A 16,554-nucleotide genomic window follows, 5' to 3' on the forward strand; every position below is an offset into this window, starting at 1 on the left:
GCTTAACTGATGTGCTCATTGTAATGATTCTGGATGTGGTAATAAGAGGTGTTATTTGTTTAGAATGTTCTAATTATTAGAACTATTTTAGGGTGCTGAAATGGCGAGAAATCCAATAACAATTGATGTCTTGGAAACACTCGACGCGATCGAGCGACGCGGCAGCTTTGCAAAAGCGGCGGAAGAGATGAATAAAGCCACCTCGGCGGTTTCTTACGCCGTGCAAAAGCTAGAGGAACAGTTAGATATCACTTTGTTTCAGCGCCAGGGCCGGCGCTCAGTATTAACGCCAGCGGGCAGGCTAATACTGGTCGAGGGCCGGGAGATATTGCAAACCACGGCGCATCTGGCAAATAAGGCAAAGGAGCTTGCCACGGGCTGGGAGACCCATATCAATATTGCTGTTGAGTCATTGCAATCCTATTCCAGTTTTTTTGCGGTGCTGTCTGAGTTTCTCCGCGAGCATCCAACTATTGAAATAGATGTGCGTGAATCGGTCTTAAATGGCGGCTGGGAGGCGCTAGAGCAGGGTCAGGTTGATTTGATTGTGGGTTCGCCGGGGCCGGTTCCGCTCCAGAAAGGCTACCGCGCGATACCTATGAAGAGGCTTGATTTGCTGCCAGTAATAGCGTCTTGTCACGAGCTGGCCGTTTTTGCGGCGAAGCCAGAGACTTTGGAGGTTTTGCTCTCTAAGGTCAGGCGGATCATTACCCACGACACGTCGATGACGAGTGTCACTCGCAGCGCGGGCTTGAGCAGCGATGGCAAAATATTCTATGTACAAAACATTGATCAAAAAGTGGCGGCGATACGGGCCGGCATTGGTATAGGTCATCTGCCACGCCAGCGTATTCAAGCGCAACTTGATAGCGGTGAATTAATCCCGCTGGGGTTAGCCGTAGTACCTGTCCTTGAAAATTTTATCGCTTGGAAAATAAGTAATAAAGGCCGGGGCTTGCGGGCACTGACACAGGGCTTGGCGGCCGCTTTAGGCTAAAGGTGCTGAAACCGTATTGCTAAACAGGTCAGCGGCGACGTGATTGTCTGCTGTAGACAAGCCCGGCCTTAATACACAATGTCCGCGCTGGGATATTTTGTGTAATATTAAAAGTTCTGAAATGAACCCACTATAGACCGGCCTTGATAAGGTCGCTCGCTGGATACAAAGGCCTTCTTAAGCGTTTGCAAGGCCATAAAAAATAAGCGGAGATCTATTCGTGAAGATTAAGTACGCCTTCTTACTCCTTGTGTCCCACGGGCTTGCTGTCGCAATTGGCTTTGCTGGGGGAATTTATGCTCTGCCTATTCTTATCGCTCCGCCACCGCCATCGCTGGCTGATATATCTGCGGGTGCTGACGGGGCTATGTACTCGGCAGAGTTTCATCGCGACCTTGAGGGCAGCGACGCTTTTCACTGGGGAGAGGGCAAAGTATCGATAGGGCGTGACTCAATCTCGCTCATGGGTAGTCTAGCGCCAGGGCCGGACTACAAGCTCTACCTCTCGCCTGAGTTTGTCGAGACCGAAGCCGAGTTCAATCGGCTGAAGTCGCGAATGGCGCTCGTTGGCGACATTAAGACCTTTGCCAACTTCTTGATTAAGCTTCCCGCAGGTGTCGACCCGTCGCGTTACACAAGTGTTGTCGTTTGGTGTGAGACTTTCGGCGAGTTTATTACCTCTGCTAAATACAAGTGATCGCTGCTGTGACCTTTAACATGGTGGCGGCTGTGTGGGCTTGAGCAGCAGTAAATCTAATAGGTGATGGCTGGCGTGCATAATCATGGTCGTGAGTTTAAGGGTATGGGGGTATTTCCTAGCCGGTATCTTATTCATTTAAAACAATCAATCTAGGGGCAGGGGATGAATTTCGGTGGCGCGTTAAGTGTGGTGTTTTTGGCTATCTGGTCGGTGGTAATGTTTGCCGCGAATGAAACATTGGTTTCCATGATGTTGGTGAACGCGGCTGTTCAGGTGGTGCTCTTTATCTTGGTCGCATGTATTCCATTTCTAATAACGGGCCGTATGTCATATGTTGATATCGCTTGGCCGTTTGGTGTTGCCCTTATTGGTGTTCTGATTCTATTGATGGGCGATGGCAATGCCATCCGTAAGTTTGTGGTTGGCGGTGTCTATCTGCTCATTGGTTTGCGCATGGGCCTAGGCGCGTTGACTATGGCTAAGGCCACGGGTGTTATTTTTAAAACCGAATTTCCTCGCTACGTCTATCGTCGCATGATTTTGGAAGAGTCTGACGGGGCGCGGGTTAAATTTCATTCTCTGGCCGAAATTATGGCCCAGGGCTTTGCGAATATGTCGGTTTTGGCCTTGCCCGGCTTTATGCTGGCCATCAACGGTAGCGATGTGTTTTCAGTATGGGAAATTGCGGGCGTAGGTATTTGGCTCTTGGCGTATATTCTGGAATCGATAGCGGATGCGCAGAAGATGCTGTTTATCTCGAAAAACAAGCGGGGAGTTTGTGATATTGGTTTGTGGCGCTACAGCCGTCACCCCAACTATTTTTCTGAATGGCTGGTGTGGACGGGCTTGGTGATAGCCTCAGTTCCTTCGTGGCTGGCATTGCAAGAGTTTGAAATCCTGGCTATTTGGATCGTATTGGGGGTGGGCGCGATTGGCGCGTCGGTGATGTTGTACATTACCCTCAACTATCTCACTGGTGCCATTCCTTCGGAATACTATTCAGTTCAAAAACGCACTGAATATAAAAGGTATCAAGAAACAACAAACAGGTTTTTTCCTTGGTTTCCAAAAAATCCAGGATCTTAATTATTTGATGAGGTTTTGCAGCGCTGCGGTTACGGCTGTGGCGATGATGTTTGTGAGTAGATATTAAATTTACTGAAGAGTTTGGCTAGGCTAGTATCTTGAAATTTGAACACGTTCTTTACAGCCCGCCAGAGAATTAAGGAGAAACTATGGAGGAAGCAGTTTATTGGTACGCGGTAGCTGCAGTGCTACTGTTCTTAAAGATGTTTGCTATCTCTGCCTATCAGGGTTTTCATCGCATCGGTAAAATGACGTTTAAGACGCCTGAAGATGCTGCCTTCCTAGGAAAAGAGCCGGTTATGGAAGAGCTTCCTCAAATTCAAAGGTCGGCCCGTGCTTGGCTAAACGATCTTGAGAATATTCCAATTTTTTTATGCCTTGGCCTTGCCTATATTTTGGTGGATGCTTCTCCAGATTCGGCAGTGTGGTTATTTATGATATTTACTGCGGCCCGCTATGTGCACACATTGTGTTACCTGATAGGACTTCAGCCCTGGCGGACATTGGCCTATTTTGTCGGAGTCGGTTGTACGTTCGCCATGTGTGTTCAAATTTTGGCGGCGCTTCCCTAGCGGTCACGGGTACGTCTGTCGCCCTGGTTTTATCACTTTAAGTATTTTCTTGGCGCTATCTAGCGAGAGTTAAATTATGAGTCGTACTGTGTTCAAAGCCTGCCTTATATTGGCGGCGCTGCTATTCACAATCATTTTCTGTGTTTTGATGATTCCGGCACTGATTCAAAATCCCGATATTATTGCGGCGTTTGGGGCGGGTTTTGTTAACCCATTTGCAGCCGGATATTCCACCGACGTATTTTTTTGCTGGTTTGTGTTGGCGGTCTGGGTATGGTTTGAAGCTTCAAATGACGGAATAAAGCACGGCTGGGTCTGCCTAGTTTTGGGTGTGGTTCCGGGTGTGGCAGTGGGTTTCGCACTTTACTTGTTGCTCCGTTATTCGCAGTTGAGTGCCAAGAGCACTGAACAAGTGTAATAAAAGAGCGTCTGGAAAGTTGAGGTAATGGGACTCGCTACAGACTTGCGGTAGATTCGCGCAGGGCGTCCATCTTAATTCTAATGTCTTCTGCTTCACTAGTGATGGTGGAGTAAGACCGTATATCGCCATTGCGCTGCGCATACATGGCTTCTTCTAGTTTTTGTAAATAGAGCTTGTTTAGTTTTTTAATAGGGTCTTTCTTAAGAAATGAGAACATGGCAAACACCTGAAAGTCGTTTAATAGTGGTGTGTACGCGGCCCAGTCAGTTCCGGTTTACATTTTAGCTCTAAAAGTCTATCAATCGTTGTTAGGGCGATCTCAAGCGCTGCTTCTTTGAAACGCCACTGCTCTCAGCGCATGCAGGCAGCGTTTAGGGTGGGCGACTGATACACGGGACCACGAGGCACCAAATGATCTCAGTAGTGGGTTTGTGAATATATGTATACATAAGTGTACTAACTCGCGCTCAAGCTAGGTATATTGCAGCTTGTATATTTATTGAACAGCGCTTTGCTCCCCGAAAATGCAAGCTAGCGCGAGAGAATGACCACCGAGATGATCTATGGAAACTGGAAAAAGCCTGCACGGCGCGGCCCGCTTAGCCTTTGATGCAGTAGAAAATGTCACTGATATTGTCGAGGGCATGTATCGCAATATTGCGGCTGTGCCGCTGCCACTAGGTAAAGCGCCGCAGGGTCGAGCGCGGGGTATTGCCGGTCTGGTTCATGAGGTAGTGCGGCAGGTGAACAGGGGAGTCCGCAGTGCGACTGACGTCGTACTCACGCCAGCATCGGATTATTTCGACAAATTTTATCCACCGGGCCCGCATCGGGCCGCAGCTATCGCGGCACTAAACGGCGTTTGTGGAGACCACCTGCTAAAAACTGCTAACCCACTAGCGATACCTATGCGGATGCGGGTGTATCTGCCGCTAGACAGGTCCGAAAGCCCCAGTGTAGACGGCGACCAAATCGAGCCAAAAATAGCGTTTGCGAGCTTATTTGAAACCTCCTTGCGGGCGGTTGAGGTATATCCACAGCCATGTGCTTTCGCAGAGGCCGATTTTAGCCCCAGTGGTCGGATTCTGATTTTGGCGCACGGCCTTTGTATGAATGATATGGAGTGGACCTCGAAGAACCATAATCACGGTCGTATGCTGGCAGATGCACACGGCTATACGCCGGTCTATGCACACTATAATTCTGGCCGACACATCTCAGAAAATGGTCGCGAATTTGGTGAGCAGATCAGCGGCTTGATCGACGCTTGGCCTGTGCCGGTAGAATCGGTAAGCATCGTTGGTTTTAGTATGGGTGGTTTATTGACACGCAGTGCCTTGCATTTGGCGCAGCAGCAGCAAAGCTCGTGGTTGGAGAAAGTCGACAAAGTCGTTTATGTGGGTACGCCACACCACGGTTCGGCGCTTGAGCGCGGTGGTTATTGGTTGCAAAAATCCATGACTTACAGCCCCTACACCGCCCCTCTGGCCGCACTCGGCAGAATTCGTAGTGCCGGCATTACCGATCTGCGTCACGGTAATATATTAGATGACGACTGGCAGCTCCATGACGAGCATGAAGACAATTCCGATCACCGCAGCTCCGTACCGTTGGCGGCGGGCATACAGCACTATGCCATAGGTGCAAGCTTGTCTAAGTGTGCAAGCACAGACATGTCGCGCCTGCGAAGTGATGGTCTGGTTCACCCCAACAGTAGCTGGGGTAAACACCCTAAGCCTGAATTTAATCTGCAACTCTCGGAAGATAACTGCCGTATTTTTTATGGCTTAGGCCATTTAGCGATGTTGCATGACCAGCGTGTCGCAACGCAGTTGAATACCTGGTTGCAGCGCTGATCGGCCTGCATTTACGCAGGGCCCTGATGAAATCAAAAGTCAGCAAGCATTGAGAAATGGGCGGCCAGTGCTGCGCAGAGTAAAGCCAAGACCATTGTGCCCCAGCCATAGGCCGCAGGACGCTGGGTGAAATTGGTGTAGCAGGCGCCAATCATTACGGCGGTAAGTAGACTTGCACCGAATGCAGCGTAGATTGGCTGCCAGAATCCGACGATTAATAGTGGGGTGGCAATCAGCTCCAGTGTGCCGGCAACACGCATAAGCCAGTGCGGGTAACCAAAGTTATCGAATTCGTCGCGCATGTGAGTGTGGCCCAATACTTTCATTGCGCCAGCAATACTAAAAAAAACAATAAATACGATCTGCAAGATGCTCACTGCGATATTCATTGGACCGCACCCTTAGGGGCTGTTTTGCTAAGCGAGCGCTCGTGAGTTTGAGCCCAAGTTCTATTTAAATATATTAACCGCGCCAATATGCCTGTGGCCGTCAAGTGAGGTGGCGATGAAAATTCCAGTGAAAAGCTAGGCATCACTGGAGTGGGCGTCGGTGATATCTTCTTTAGCATAAATGCTGCCCTTTATTATTATTTTGAAGCGATATTAAAGACTGACACTGAGCTCTGCCGTGATCATTCTGGGCGGCATTAAAAATCCCATATGTGAACCTTCAAAGATGGGTAGGTCGGCGGTGAATTGGCGAATGAGTTTATTTTCTAGGTTTTTAATATGAACCATAAAGCGCCAGCGTTCCTGGGGGTCGACTAGGCCAATATGTAAATTCACTAGCGAGTAGGCGGTTTGGGTATCGATGGGGTCGAGGTCTAGGTCAAAGAAAATATCGTCACGCCAGCTGTAATCGGCGCCCAAGACCAGCGCTAATTTATTATCTATAAGCGGTACTGCAGTGTGGAAGCCAAAATTGGCGCTGTATTTTGGCGCTCTGGGTAGTTGCTTGCCGGTGAGGTCGCAGGTGTCATCTGATGATCCAGCCTGACAGGGGCCATCGATATATTCATCAAATAAGGCATTGGTATAGCCGGCACTGGCGTAGATCATGGTGCCGCGCCAAGGTTGGAAGTTTATGTCGAACTCCAGCCCCTCGGTAGTTGCTTTGGCCGCGTTGCTGACTAGAAAGCCATTGCCAATAAACGCTTGAATCTGCATGTCGCTAAACTGGGTTTGAAAGGCAGCCGCATTGGCAGTTAGCGCGCCATCTAGGGCGGTGAGCTTATAGCCAAGCTCATAGGCGATGGCGGTTTCTTGATCGAAACCGGATTCGTCGGCGGTGCGGGCCAAAGGATTATAACCGCCGGCTTTAAAGCCTTCGGAGTAAGACGCATAGAGCATCTGATCGTCCCAGGCGTACTTTAGCGACAACTTGGGGGCGACATTGGATTCATTTCGCTTGTCTCGCAAGGTGTACTCGGTGACGCCAAAGGCGCTCTGTAGTAGCAGGCCGGTTTGCTCGTAGTCTTGTACCAGGTCAACCTTCTTGGTTTCTTTTGAGGCGCGCAGTCCGGCAATGGCACTGAGACGATCACTGATATTCCAGCTTAGTTGGGTGAATAGGGCGAGTGTGCTGGTGTCTTGCTGAAAGGTTTGGATTAAGGCGTCGGTGGAAGCGCTATAAAGTAAGGGGTCAAGAATATTGCCCAGTGGGCCGGTGATGGGCGAAAGCTGATCAGCCAGTGCCGACGATAGCGCATTTAACAGCACAGCGCTGACAGCGGGATCGGGTAGCATGCGCAGATCACCATCTAGGTGATTGTCTGAACGAAAGCCAAAAGCGCCCACTATGTATTCAAGTTTTCCCGGTGCTGAGGTGAAGCGAATTTCCAGCATTTGTTGATCGTATTCGGTTTGCCTATCCCAGTCGGCAATGGGGGCGGGGCCGGTATCTGCGTCAACGTATAAGGATTCGGTCATTTGTGCATGGCTGGCGATAATCGTCAGTAATTGCTCACCGAAATCCCAGTTAGTATCTAGGTTAACAACCGTCGATTCGCTGCTACTGGCGTTGTCGCTATTGCTGTGGCCAACATAATCAAAGCGATCTTCTAGGGTGGCGTCGAACAGGCCGTGGACGGTGGCCGCGTCTGGCTGCAATACAAAGGGTTCCCAACCTTGGCCGTTGTCTTTAGCTTCACCGCGATACAGGGTTAGAACAAAATTAAGATCGTCGCTGGCGTCGAATAGCAGTTTGCCGCGAAGCCCCTGTTTATCGACTTGCTTCTCATCGACATTGCGGACTGAATTATAAACATAGCCGTCTTTGCTATGGCTAGTGGCGGCTAAGCGCAGCGCGAGTTTTTCTTCGATGAGGGGGGCATTCACGGTGGCGCTAATTTCCTGATTGCCAAAGTCGCCGCCGTTGATTGTCGCGCCGGCCTGCCACTCGTGCTGCGGATTGGCACTCGTCACGCTTATTGCGCCTGCCACGGTGTTTTTGCCGAACAATGTGCCCTGCGGGCCCTTTAATAATTCGACGCGTGAGAGGTCAAGAAAGGCGTCTTGTAGAAAGGCGAGCTTGCCGTAGTAAATGCCATCTACATAGAAACCAACGGATTGCTCCATGCCATCATTTATCGGCGAATTCAGGCCGCGCATGCCCACTTGTACGTAGCCTGGGGTCATATTGATATCGGTGTTGGGGCTGGCAAGGGCGACGTCTTCAAAGGACTTTATAGCGGAGGCCTGCATGCGCTCCGCGCTCATTACCGATACCGAGAGTGGAACATCTTGTGCCGATTCAGCACGTTTTTGCGCAGTGACAATGACTTCTTCAATATAGTCTCTGCGTTTTTTTTCTTTGATGTCTGTCCAGGCATTGCCGGACGCGATCAGAATAGCTAACAGTAGAATTATTTTCATTATTATTGTCCGTGCTATTGGTTTTATTCTGTAAGTGCTCAGGTTTTCGGTAATTCTATTTTCCCACGCTGGACTTTTTTAAACTGGATGTTGGTAAACACAGTCGCCCCATTTGCCAGTAGGCGTAAAGCGAAAACACAATGGCGGTGGCGGCAACGTATATTCCTCTTTGTAGCGAAAACGCCAATGGGTCGGACGCCAATAACAGGCGGCAGAGATCAAAGACGGGCCACATAATTAGCAAAATATATAAGCCCATCGCGATGGCAATAAGACGAATTTGATGTGAGCTTACTGCAAAGTGACGGGATGCGGCTTGTTTGTCATTAGTCATCTTAGGTCTCATCTACATAGGTTTAACAATGGCGAGATACAGCACGGTCATACCGCCAATGGCGATGACTGGTGTAGTGACAATCAGGAACCACCAGTGGCGGTGGATGGCCAGCTCATAGTGCGGTGAATTAAAACTGTCGCCGTCGGGAAGGCTGCGGCGTATCTTGGCTTTATTGCCGCCAAAGTGAGAGAGCCAATAGTCAAGGCATTCAATGGGTAGAAAAACCAGAACGACAATAGTGAGCTTCATAGCGAGCCAATAAGATTGTGGCCCCCAGCCGCTAATGAGCAGTAGCGCTAAACCTGAAATGAGGACCGCAGGGAAGGCGGTGTGCTCCAGTATCACGCCGTCATCGAAACGTTCCATTGCCCAATTTCGCTTCTTTATACTATCTATATCGTCGGGGTCCGCCTGCCATGCGCGCAGTACCGGCACTAAATAATTTAAATAGGCGACCGAGGTGCTCCACAGCCAGAGTGTCGCAAAGCTGATATGGATAAATTTGATATGTATATAGTGGCTAGCCAGCCATTGGCTCAGGGTATCCATGCTCATATTAGCTTCTTGGTTTTTATTGTTATGGTAATTACTGTTAATCTCTAAGACAATACCATACGGTATGGTATGTATTATAGTCAAGAGTATTGACAATTTTGGGGTCTGCATGAACATGGGTGTCACAAAGCCGTCGAATAGACGTAAATCGATACAGGATTTTGTCAGCGAGGCCTTTGAGCTTCTTGCAGAGGCGGGGACGGCGGACGCCTTAACAATAGACAGCTTATGTTCGCGCTTGGGCGTTTCTAAGGGTAGTTTTTACTGGCACTTTAAAGGCCGCGGTCCGCTAATTGACGCCTTGGTCAACGCATGGGCCGGTAATTTTCACGTTGCCATTCACCGTGCGATTGAGGCGCAGACCGCCGACAATGGGCGCACAGTTATCGAGGAAATTAGCCATTATTGGCTAAGCAGCAATATGTCTAGGCTCGATCAAGTGATGCGCCATTGGGCGCAACACGATGAAGGTGTTTATAAGGCGGTATGCCAGGCTGATGAGCTGCTACTTAATTTCTTAAAGAGCAATATTAAAACCCTTGCTTATAGTGAGGAAGAGGCACATCGCCGTGCAAGATTGATGATGGCTATTGGGATTGCCGAGCCCATGCTTGCCCATTTACCCAAAGCTGGCTCCGATGACAAAGAGCTTCAATGGATACTTGATAGCGTTCTTGGCTTAAAAAAATAGCACATTCGGCTGAGCGCCGTATCAAGGTGTGATGGCTTTAAAGAGATTAGGGCTATTCAAGGCAGATTGAGGAAACGAGTTGATTTGACTTGTGGTATGCATGAGCACTTTGCCACCTTCTGAGTTATCAAAAAGTATGGATCAAGGTGGCGGCGCTGTAACTTGCTGGGGGTGTTACTTATTTTTATCTACCCTAGGTCTTGATGCTAGGCCTTAGCACCAAGGATCTAGACCATTAGGCCTTTTTTGCTTCAGGCTGTTTAGTCGGGGGAGGAACGATTTGGCCACTGACGCCTTTGACGACATATTGAACCGCGCCACCAGACTTTAAAAAGGCAGCCGTTTGTTCTTCAATAGTGGCTGTAGTGACGATATCTTTTGCGGGTGTCTTACTCATTCTATATTCCTTGTTAAATATTGGCTTGTTCGCCCGCTTTGATAATCGCTACTATCTGAATTGGGGCAAATCTCGTTGTAGTGAATAATGAAATTCTATTCCCGCTGTCACCATTGCGAAAATACTGGGTGAAACTGATTTGACAGCTATCTCGAATGTAGTGATATCCGCTTAGGCCGATGTCATTTCGCGTGTCGTTTATACTGCCGATAGAAGATGCAGTGGTATATCTGGCGTGTATTAACGCTGCCCTTGCCATACTTCGCTGCCACAGTATACGCTTTTTTCGGTGTCTCTATCGGGAAATCTTTTAGTTGTCCGCCCTGTAGCCTCCTTTTGTCAACTGCCAGTACGGCCTTCAACATTACTAATAATGTGTTCCGCAGCACTCCGCGGCTCTGTTTGCGCGCTAGGAGCGTCCTAAAATTGGATGGCTGCGATACCAATTCTGTGTGGTGAGTGTTTGCGACGATGCTGGGCTATTGCTTAAGGGGAGAGATTAGATGACGGTTTTTCTCATCGGGCGTGATGTGAGCCAAGCGCCACCGACACAATTCACCTATACAGATGCTCAGTGTCGGTGGCCTTAGTCGCTGCGGCTTATTTTGGGCTTGCGCGGCCGCTTAGCAGCGATACGATTAATTTGTGTCCAAAGGCAGCTTGGCTTTTCCAGTAGCCATTAAACTTTGCTAAACCATCGTCAATGTCGGACACGCGACTGTGGTAGAACATATGCAGGGCCGGATCGATCACACAGTCTTGGTGAAGATTATTGCTTGGGATAATAATTAACTTAGCTAGCAGGGGTATTTGTAGGGATTCTACCGCCGGGCTGCCGCAGGATTTGCACTTACCTCGCTGTACCGCTGGTGGCGGCCGATAGGCTTTGTACTCTAAAGACTCGGGGCTGGGTAGAACCACATTTTTAGCCATGTAAATACTAATGTCTGCGAAGGCGGCTTGATTGAACTCTTGGCAAATAGTGCAGTGGCAGTAACAACGCAGTAGCGGCGAGCCTTGAACCGAAAAAGTAGTTTCCCCGCACGAGCACTGACAAGCATATTGGTTTTCTGGCATGTACTACCTCCCTTGTCTTTAACTTATTGCCACCACCGATTAGTTTTCAATACGGTGTAGGCGCTGCCTAATTATCCACAGTAAAACGTCGTGGGTCTTCATGTTTAATTCATTTGCTGGCTTTATTCTTCAAGCATTAACTGGGTTTTTCAATGCCCGCGGATCAACTTTTTCAGATGATTGCTGGCGATTTCGCCCCCCAGACACACACGGATACTGCTTTTTCTAGTGTTGATGTTTTTGCGGCTGATGCTCAAAACCTGGAAAACGTTTATTGGCAAATACTGAATGGCAGTTCGCACAGCCTTCGACTAGGCGAGAGTAGCGAAAGGCGACAAGTTCTGGGTCTTGTGATTCGGCCGCCTGTGCAAGCTGTTTTGCTCTCGCGTGGAACTCCATATCGAGGCGTTTGAACTTGCTGGGCAGTTTTTGCCTTAGCTCAAGGCTTTGCGCTGGCGTGAGTGACTTTTTCATAATGTAGCTTGCATGCATCTTCTTAGCCGTTTCATTAACCGCCTTCCAGTCTGCCGTGGCGATAGAGAGCGCGACGCTTTGAATGCCATTCCCTAGCTCGCCCATCTCTGCCTTTAGTAAAGTCATCAGCTCGGGTGATAGATCAACGGCTGATTTTTCTTTGTCGCCAGCGAAGCTTGGCGCTGGTGCGATGCAAATTGCTATTGTGATGGCCAATACGGCTATGCCAGATTTTCGAAATTTCACCTTAGGCTCCTTTATTCTGTCGCAAACGGAGAACACCTTATTGTAGCGTTGTTATATATGACCGGCGTTTATCTTGCTGAAATTAGTCGGGGCATTAAAAGTCCACGGCAATAAAGTTTAAAATATTGGGATCACTGCACTCTATCTTTAAATAATCGCAAAGCATACTGGCCGGCGCTATGTGCTCTGAATTTTTCTACATCAGCCCTAGCGTCGGCAGGCGCTTCTTCGAGGGTAGGCAAGCGTATGCCATATTCTGGGGGGAGCAATATTGCGGCAGCCATACTCGCAAAGGCAAGATCAGCGGCGGTGAATTGCGCGCCGCATAAAAATGGCCGGCCATCACTGAGTAATTTTTCGACCCTGTCGAAGGCCTGCTCAATGATCGCGCGACCGGCAACTATATTTTGCTTAGAGATTTTTAGATGCCTGCTCAAATAGATGCGGAATACCGGAAAAATAAAGGGTGCCAGTGCACGCTGCCAATAGGGAGTCATTTGGGCCGCAGTGCGTAAGACCTCCTTGCTAGGTACTTTTAGCCAGTGGAAGTACACCCATCTTCTAGACTCAATGCCCAGACCCTCGTCAAAAAAATGTTCTAAGGCTTCAACCTCTGCAATGATTTCTGGCGGATATAGTTTTTGCTCTGGGGCAAGCCTCTGATCTAGGTATTTAAGAATGTCGGTGGAGTCAGCGATAGCTTGGGAGCCATCGACTAATACCGGAACCATGCCCTTTGATTTGAGACCGCGCACTGCCCAGTAGTGAAAAACTTGTAGGTGGGCCTCTTCAGAATAGGTAATCCCAGCCAGCTCTAAACCCCATCGCGCTTTCTCGCAGTAGTGGCTCATGGGAATAGTGATTAGGCGCATGGTTTAACTCCGGCAGAAAAATGATGTGATTAGACAGATTCGGACAGAGATAGCAGTCTTGTGCAGTACCTCTACATTGCCGCCCTTTTATCATATGCTTTTTTATTAAGATTTTTACGGTGTAATTTTTGCGAAAGCCGTCCTTAGTATGGCTAGGTAGTTATTAGGACTGGCTTTGTGCAAGCTGAGCTGCGTACAGCGATTGAATTGCATAAAGCTAGGTAGTTTTTTGCACAGTGCGTGCGCGAGTCCGTCGATATTTTCCAGTGACGGTTCTACGGCGAGATGAAGGATATGTAAGTGCGACTCGCGCCTATCCGCCTTGCAGTCCATTCGCGCCACAAGTTTTCCATTCCATAATATCGGCAGTGAGAAGTAACCGTACTGCCGTTTATGCTGCGGCACATAGCATTCTATTAAGTAGTCAAAATTGAATAGTGCCTGCATACGTTTGCGTTGAATAAGCAAATTATCGAAGGGTGACAATATAGCTAGTTTGTTGCGTGCTAGGGGTGTGTTTAGTAGCGCGAGGGAGCGGGGTAGAGCGACGTATTGATTGCCGCCGACGTCGAGCTGCACCAACTCACCGTCCGCCAGCATACTCCGCAAGGTGGTGGCGATAAGTGGCTTAGTGTTTTTTCTTAGGTAGCTTATTTCGGCAGGCTGGCCCACGCCATTAGCCTCTAGATATCGCTTAATCAGAAAGCGGCCATATTCTTCTGTAGTGGGCGCCGTGGTGTTAACGGTGGGGCCTAGTACGCGTTCGGTGAGCTCGTATACTTTATGAAAATTTCGCCGCTCTGAGATCATCAGATCACCGCGCATATAAAGGCACTCGAGCGCCCGTTTGGCGGGTTTGCTGCGCCACTCACCGAGCTTCTCGCCGCGATATTCGAAGTCTTTTGCCATGAGTGGGCCCTCGCTAGCAATACGTTTTAAGACCGCTTTCATCAGTGGCTTGTCAGGTTCGTACCAATGGCCTTGCTCGCCACTTGCGATGGCGTGCTTACGCGGCAAGCTGTAGCGATAGTCCCGCATGGGCAGGTATGCGGCCGCATGAGACCAGTATTCAAAGACCTGCTTGCTGGCGAGCAGCTGATCGAGGTGAGTCGCATCGTAGTGGGGGTTGCGGTTCCATAGTGTGTGGTGATGGGCACGTTGAACGGCAGAAATAGTGTCGATCTGAATGTAGCCAAGATGTTCGATGGCCGACAATGTGGCTGAGATTGCGCTACCGCTGCGGCTCGGTCCGGTCGTCGCTAGTTGCTGAGAATGTAAAATCAGTTTTCTGGCTTGTTGAACAGAGAGTGAATCGCTCATGTAGTAAGACTTTAGTAAGGTGGTGAGTAGCGTGGATATAAAGCCTCAGGACTTAGGGTTACGTCGCTAGTATTCGACTGATACTTAATATGCCGTTGAGCCTTCTCTTTGTCAGTAACTATACCCTAATAGCGTGTTTTATCAGGCCTTATCTTTGGCGTTCTTGATGTCCGCTAATCGTATTGTCTATACGCCGAGGAATGGTACTATGCGACTGAAATAATGTTTTTAGTGCGCGTTGCAGACGCCACCGTCGATATTGAGAATAGCTATTTATGCGTTTGCCCGCTTTTCTATTGCGCCGCTTACAGGCCAAAGCTGAACAAATTACCCATCGTATACCCAGTAAAATCATTGGTACCGATTACCTGACCCGCTGGTATGTGATGCCGCGTAATCGTCTGTTTAATGTCTACCTCCATCATGTGACCGGTGATGATCCAGATATTAATTTACACGATCACCCCTGGGTGTTTAATTCGTCGATAGTTCTGCGTGGACGAATACTGGAAGAAATGCCTGGCAGAGACCGAGTATTAGAAACGGGGAGTTTTACGACGCGTTTGGGGCGTGCACCACACCGTTTGTTGTTGAACACCCCAGATAGCCTGACCCTCTTTATTACCGGGCCAAAAATTCGCAAATGGGGTTTTTACACGCCAAGCGGCTGGATCAATAGCAAGGCGTATTTGCGAGTAGATGGCAATGGCCGAAATGTGACTGCATTGTATGCGGTGCCGGTCACGCCGGAATTGACAGCGTCTGCTTGTGGTACCGAAAAGCGCTCGGCCTAGTGTGCGACAGCCACTCGGATTGAGCTGGTATAGGGTTCCTTTTAATAATAAGCGTGGTGTATGAAAACACAACTTAAAGCCGCTGTGATACGCAGTGCAGTAAAAGCAGGCACCCGATTGCGCTGGCTTGGAAAAACCGCGAAACATATTGTGGTGCAAAAGTCGGATATCGAAACTGGCCACGGCCGTATTCGACTGCGTATATATCAGCCGCCGGGAGAAGGCCCATTTCCGGTGGTGGTTTACTACCATGGTGGCGGTTGGGTGATTGGTGATCTGGTTGTGTATGATCCGCTGTGCCGGGATTTGTGCGACCACAGCAACTGTATTGTTGTTGCGGTGGATTATCGTCTGGCGCCTGAACATCCCTTTCCAGCGGCCCCCGAAGATTGTCTGGCGGCTTTAAAATGGACCTACGAACATATTTCGCTATACGGCGGGCAGCCAAATGCCATCGCTGTGGCGGGTGATAGTGCGGGCGGTAATCTCGCAGCAGTCACCGCCCTGCAAGCGAGGCAGTGTTTGCCGGGTGTGGTGAAGGGGCAGGTATTGATTTATCCGGTAACGGATCATTACGAGCCGGGCACGCCATCTTATGAAGAGAATGCGAAAGGTCCAGTACTCACCCGTAAGTTAATGGTCTGGTTTTGGGATACCTATCTTAAGGGCAGTCCTTTACTTGACGCTGGGCAAACCCGTCACCCCCGCGCCACACCGTTAATTCGTGATGATTTAGATAATTTACCACCGACCTTATTACTGACGGCGGAGCGCGACCCCCTTCGGGATGATGGCGCGAGTTACGCTGAGCGACTGCAGCGGCATGATAATCAGGTGCAATACAGCTTGTATGCCGGCGCCTGCCATGGCTTCGTTGGTTTGCAGGGGCCGAAGCCAGATCACAATAAGGCGATGGGCGAAATTAGTATGTGGTTGGGCAAGCTATTTGCGGCCTAGCATCCGCCATGCTTTTTGCTGCTGTGATGAGTCTTTGCCAACACTAAGTAATATGCATTACTTGGTGTTGGGAGATGACAGCAGCTCAGAGCTGCCGCCGTTAACCTGCCATCGTTTTATCTTATAGTTGTCATCCCAAGGTCTTTTTTCGAACTCTCCCAGGCGGCTTGTCAGGCAGGGCGTCCGCATAACCTTGTAGTTAGGGTGGGCCCTCGATTACCTTGCCATTGTCGGTGCGAACTAGCCTAAAGAATGAGAATCGCGGGCTGCCTTTTGCTTTTATGGCTTGAGGTGTGGCACGGGCTAATACTTGCTATGATTCCACCCGT

19 protein-coding genes are annotated in these 16,554 nt (G+C 49.3%); 9 read left to right on the plus strand and 10 right to left on the minus strand.

Going from position 1 to position 16,554, the window contains the following annotated elements; genetic code table 11:
* Positions 1–100: 100 nt before the first annotated feature.
* The 5 genes from AB4875_RS08630 to AB4875_RS08650 all read left to right on the plus strand — a co-directional run bounded on the left by AB4875_RS08630 (position 101) and on the right by AB4875_RS08650 (position 3,773).
* Positions 101–997 carry a LysR family transcriptional regulator gene (locus AB4875_RS08630; protein ID WP_368375657.1) on the plus strand — a complete coding sequence of 299 codons (897 nt, stop codon included), beginning with the start codon at positions 101–103 and terminating at the stop codon, positions 995–997.
* 220 nt (positions 998–1,217) lie between these two features.
* A complete protein-coding gene (locus AB4875_RS08635) occupies positions 1,218–1,694 on the plus strand; it encodes a DM13 domain-containing protein (RefSeq protein WP_368375658.1) in 477 nt (158 codons plus the stop codon).
* 165 nt (positions 1,695–1,859) lie between these two features.
* Positions 1,860–2,783, plus strand: a complete 924-nt coding sequence (locus tag AB4875_RS08640; RefSeq protein WP_368375659.1) for a DUF1295 domain-containing protein — start codon at positions 1,860–1,862, stop codon at positions 2,781–2,783.
* A gap of 149 nt (positions 2,784–2,932) precedes the next feature.
* Positions 2,933–3,355 carry an MAPEG family protein gene (locus AB4875_RS08645; protein WP_368375660.1) on the plus strand — a complete coding sequence of 141 codons (423 nt, stop codon included), beginning with the start codon at positions 2,933–2,935 and terminating at the stop codon, positions 3,353–3,355.
* Positions 3,356–3,431: 76 nt separating this feature from the next.
* Positions 3,432–3,773: a DUF2834 domain-containing protein gene (locus tag AB4875_RS08650; protein ID WP_368375661.1), complete on the plus strand. Its 342-nt coding sequence runs from the start codon at positions 3,432–3,434 to the stop codon at positions 3,771–3,773.
* Positions 3,774–3,810: 37 nt separating this feature from the next.
* Here the strand turns inward: AB4875_RS08650 and AB4875_RS08655 are convergent, their stop codons facing one another.
* Complete coding sequence (locus tag AB4875_RS08655; RefSeq protein ID WP_368375662.1) at positions 3,811–3,993, minus strand: DUF6435 family protein; 183 nt, start codon at positions 3,991–3,993, stop codon at positions 3,811–3,813.
* A 346-nt stretch (positions 3,994–4,339) separates the two neighbouring features.
* Here AB4875_RS08655 and AB4875_RS08660 point away from each other — a divergent pair, with 346 nt between their 5' ends.
* Complete coding sequence (locus tag AB4875_RS08660; RefSeq protein ID WP_368375663.1) at positions 4,340–5,632, plus strand: esterase/lipase family protein; 1,293 nt, start codon at positions 4,340–4,342, stop codon at positions 5,630–5,632.
* Between the two features lie 32 nt (positions 5,633–5,664).
* On the opposite strand, the gene AB4875_RS08665 is transcribed toward AB4875_RS08660, so the two are convergent.
* The 4 genes from AB4875_RS08665 to AB4875_RS08680 form a co-directional block, all read right to left on the minus strand.
* Positions 5,665–6,021: a DoxX family protein gene (locus AB4875_RS08665; RefSeq protein WP_368375664.1), complete on the minus strand. Its 357-nt coding sequence runs from the start codon at positions 6,019–6,021 to the stop codon at positions 5,665–5,667.
* 213 nt (positions 6,022–6,234) lie between these two features.
* Positions 6,235–8,505 (minus strand): TonB-dependent receptor, encoded by a 2,271-nt coding sequence (locus AB4875_RS08670; protein WP_368375665.1) that lies wholly within the window; start codon positions 8,503–8,505, stop codon positions 6,235–6,237.
* A gap of 55 nt (positions 8,506–8,560) precedes the next feature.
* Positions 8,561–8,839 (minus strand): hypothetical protein, encoded by a 279-nt coding sequence (locus AB4875_RS08675; RefSeq protein WP_368375666.1) that lies wholly within the window; start codon positions 8,837–8,839, stop codon positions 8,561–8,563.
* Between the two features lie 12 nt (positions 8,840–8,851).
* Complete coding sequence (locus tag AB4875_RS08680; protein ID WP_368375667.1) at positions 8,852–9,397, minus strand: hypothetical protein; 546 nt, start codon at positions 9,395–9,397, stop codon at positions 8,852–8,854.
* Positions 9,398–9,506: 109 nt separating this feature from the next.
* Here AB4875_RS08680 and AB4875_RS08685 point away from each other — a divergent pair, with 109 nt between their 5' ends.
* Positions 9,507–10,088 (plus strand): TetR/AcrR family transcriptional regulator, encoded by a 582-nt coding sequence (locus tag AB4875_RS08685; RefSeq protein ID WP_368375668.1) that lies wholly within the window; start codon positions 9,507–9,509, stop codon positions 10,086–10,088.
* A gap of 235 nt (positions 10,089–10,323) precedes the next feature.
* On the opposite strand, the gene AB4875_RS08690 is transcribed toward AB4875_RS08685, so the two are convergent.
* The 5 genes from AB4875_RS08690 to AB4875_RS08710 all read right to left on the minus strand — a co-directional run bounded on the left by AB4875_RS08690 (position 10,324) and on the right by AB4875_RS08710 (position 14,474).
* Entirely contained in the window at positions 10,324–10,485 is a 162-nt protein-coding gene (locus AB4875_RS08690) for a PFL_1563 family small protein (RefSeq protein ID WP_368375669.1), read from the minus strand.
* A gap of 600 nt (positions 10,486–11,085) precedes the next feature.
* Positions 11,086–11,562, minus strand: coding sequence for a GFA family protein (locus AB4875_RS08695; protein ID WP_368375670.1), 477 nt, complete (start codon positions 11,560–11,562; stop codon positions 11,086–11,088).
* A gap of 225 nt (positions 11,563–11,787) precedes the next feature.
* Positions 11,788–12,282, minus strand: a complete 495-nt coding sequence (locus tag AB4875_RS08700) for a cytochrome c (protein ID WP_368375671.1) — start codon at positions 12,280–12,282, stop codon at positions 11,788–11,790.
* 131 nt (positions 12,283–12,413) lie between these two features.
* Positions 12,414–13,154 carry a glutathione S-transferase family protein gene (locus AB4875_RS08705; RefSeq protein ID WP_368375672.1) on the minus strand — a complete coding sequence of 247 codons (741 nt, stop codon included), beginning with the start codon at positions 13,152–13,154 and terminating at the stop codon, positions 12,414–12,416.
* Positions 13,155–13,268: 114 nt separating this feature from the next.
* Positions 13,269–14,474, minus strand: coding sequence for a winged helix-turn-helix domain-containing protein (locus AB4875_RS08710; RefSeq protein ID WP_368375673.1), 1,206 nt, complete (start codon positions 14,472–14,474; stop codon positions 13,269–13,271).
* 275 nt (positions 14,475–14,749) lie between these two features.
* Between AB4875_RS08710 and AB4875_RS08715 the strand changes: the two genes are divergently transcribed.
* Positions 14,750–15,268: a hypothetical protein gene (locus tag AB4875_RS08715; RefSeq protein WP_368375674.1), complete on the plus strand. Its 519-nt coding sequence runs from the start codon at positions 14,750–14,752 to the stop codon at positions 15,266–15,268.
* A 60-nt stretch (positions 15,269–15,328) separates the two neighbouring features.
* Positions 15,329–16,225, plus strand: a complete 897-nt coding sequence (locus AB4875_RS08720) for an alpha/beta hydrolase (protein ID WP_368375675.1) — start codon at positions 15,329–15,331, stop codon at positions 16,223–16,225.
* Positions 16,226–16,554: the final 329 nt, after the last annotated feature.

The organism is Zhongshania sp. R06B22 (assembly GCF_040892595.1).
In the GTDB taxonomy this organism is placed as follows: domain Bacteria; phylum Pseudomonadota; class Gammaproteobacteria; order Pseudomonadales; family Spongiibacteraceae; genus Spongiibacter; species Spongiibacter arctica.

Coding starts and splice junctions, on each gene's coding strand:
- AB4875_RS08630 (WP_368375657.1), top strand. CDS start 101: ATGGCGAGAAATCCAATAACAATTGATGTCTTGGAAACACTCGACGCG.
- AB4875_RS08640 (WP_368375659.1), top strand. CDS start 1,860: ATGAATTTCGGTGGCGCGTTAAGTGTGGTGTTTTTGGCTATCTGGTCG.
- AB4875_RS08645 (WP_368375660.1), top strand. CDS start 2,933: ATGGAGGAAGCAGTTTATTGGTACGCGGTAGCTGCAGTGCTACTGTTC.
- AB4875_RS08650 (WP_368375661.1), top strand. CDS start 3,432: ATGAGTCGTACTGTGTTCAAAGCCTGCCTTATATTGGCGGCGCTGCTA.
- AB4875_RS08655 (WP_368375662.1), bottom strand. CDS start 3,993: ATGTTCTCATTTCTTAAGAAAGACCCTATTAAAAAACTAAACAAGCTC.
- AB4875_RS08660 (WP_368375663.1), top strand. CDS start 4,340: ATGGAAACTGGAAAAAGCCTGCACGGCGCGGCCCGCTTAGCCTTTGAT.
- AB4875_RS08665 (WP_368375664.1), bottom strand. CDS start 6,021: ATGAATATCGCAGTGAGCATCTTGCAGATCGTATTTATTGTTTTTTTT.
- AB4875_RS08670 (WP_368375665.1), bottom strand. CDS start 8,505: ATGAAAATAATTCTACTGTTAGCTATTCTGATCGCGTCCGGCAATGCC.
- AB4875_RS08675 (WP_368375666.1), bottom strand. CDS start 8,839: ATGACTAATGACAAACAAGCCGCATCCCGTCACTTTGCAGTAAGCTCA.
- AB4875_RS08680 (WP_368375667.1), bottom strand. CDS start 9,397: ATGAGCATGGATACCCTGAGCCAATGGCTGGCTAGCCACTATATACAT.
- AB4875_RS08685 (WP_368375668.1), top strand. CDS start 9,507: ATGAACATGGGTGTCACAAAGCCGTCGAATAGACGTAAATCGATACAG.
- AB4875_RS08690 (WP_368375669.1), bottom strand. CDS start 10,485: ATGAGTAAGACACCCGCAAAAGATATCGTCACTACAGCCACTATTGAA.
- AB4875_RS08695 (WP_368375670.1), bottom strand. CDS start 11,562: ATGCCAGAAAACCAATATGCTTGTCAGTGCTCGTGCGGGGAAACTACT.
- AB4875_RS08705 (WP_368375672.1), bottom strand. CDS start 13,154: ATGCGCCTAATCACTATTCCCATGAGCCACTACTGCGAGAAAGCGCGA.
- AB4875_RS08710 (WP_368375673.1), bottom strand. CDS start 14,474: ATGAGCGATTCACTCTCTGTTCAACAAGCCAGAAAACTGATTTTACAT.
- AB4875_RS08715 (WP_368375674.1), top strand. CDS start 14,750: ATGCGTTTGCCCGCTTTTCTATTGCGCCGCTTACAGGCCAAAGCTGAA.
- AB4875_RS08720 (WP_368375675.1), top strand. CDS start 15,329: ATGAAAACACAACTTAAAGCCGCTGTGATACGCAGTGCAGTAAAAGCA.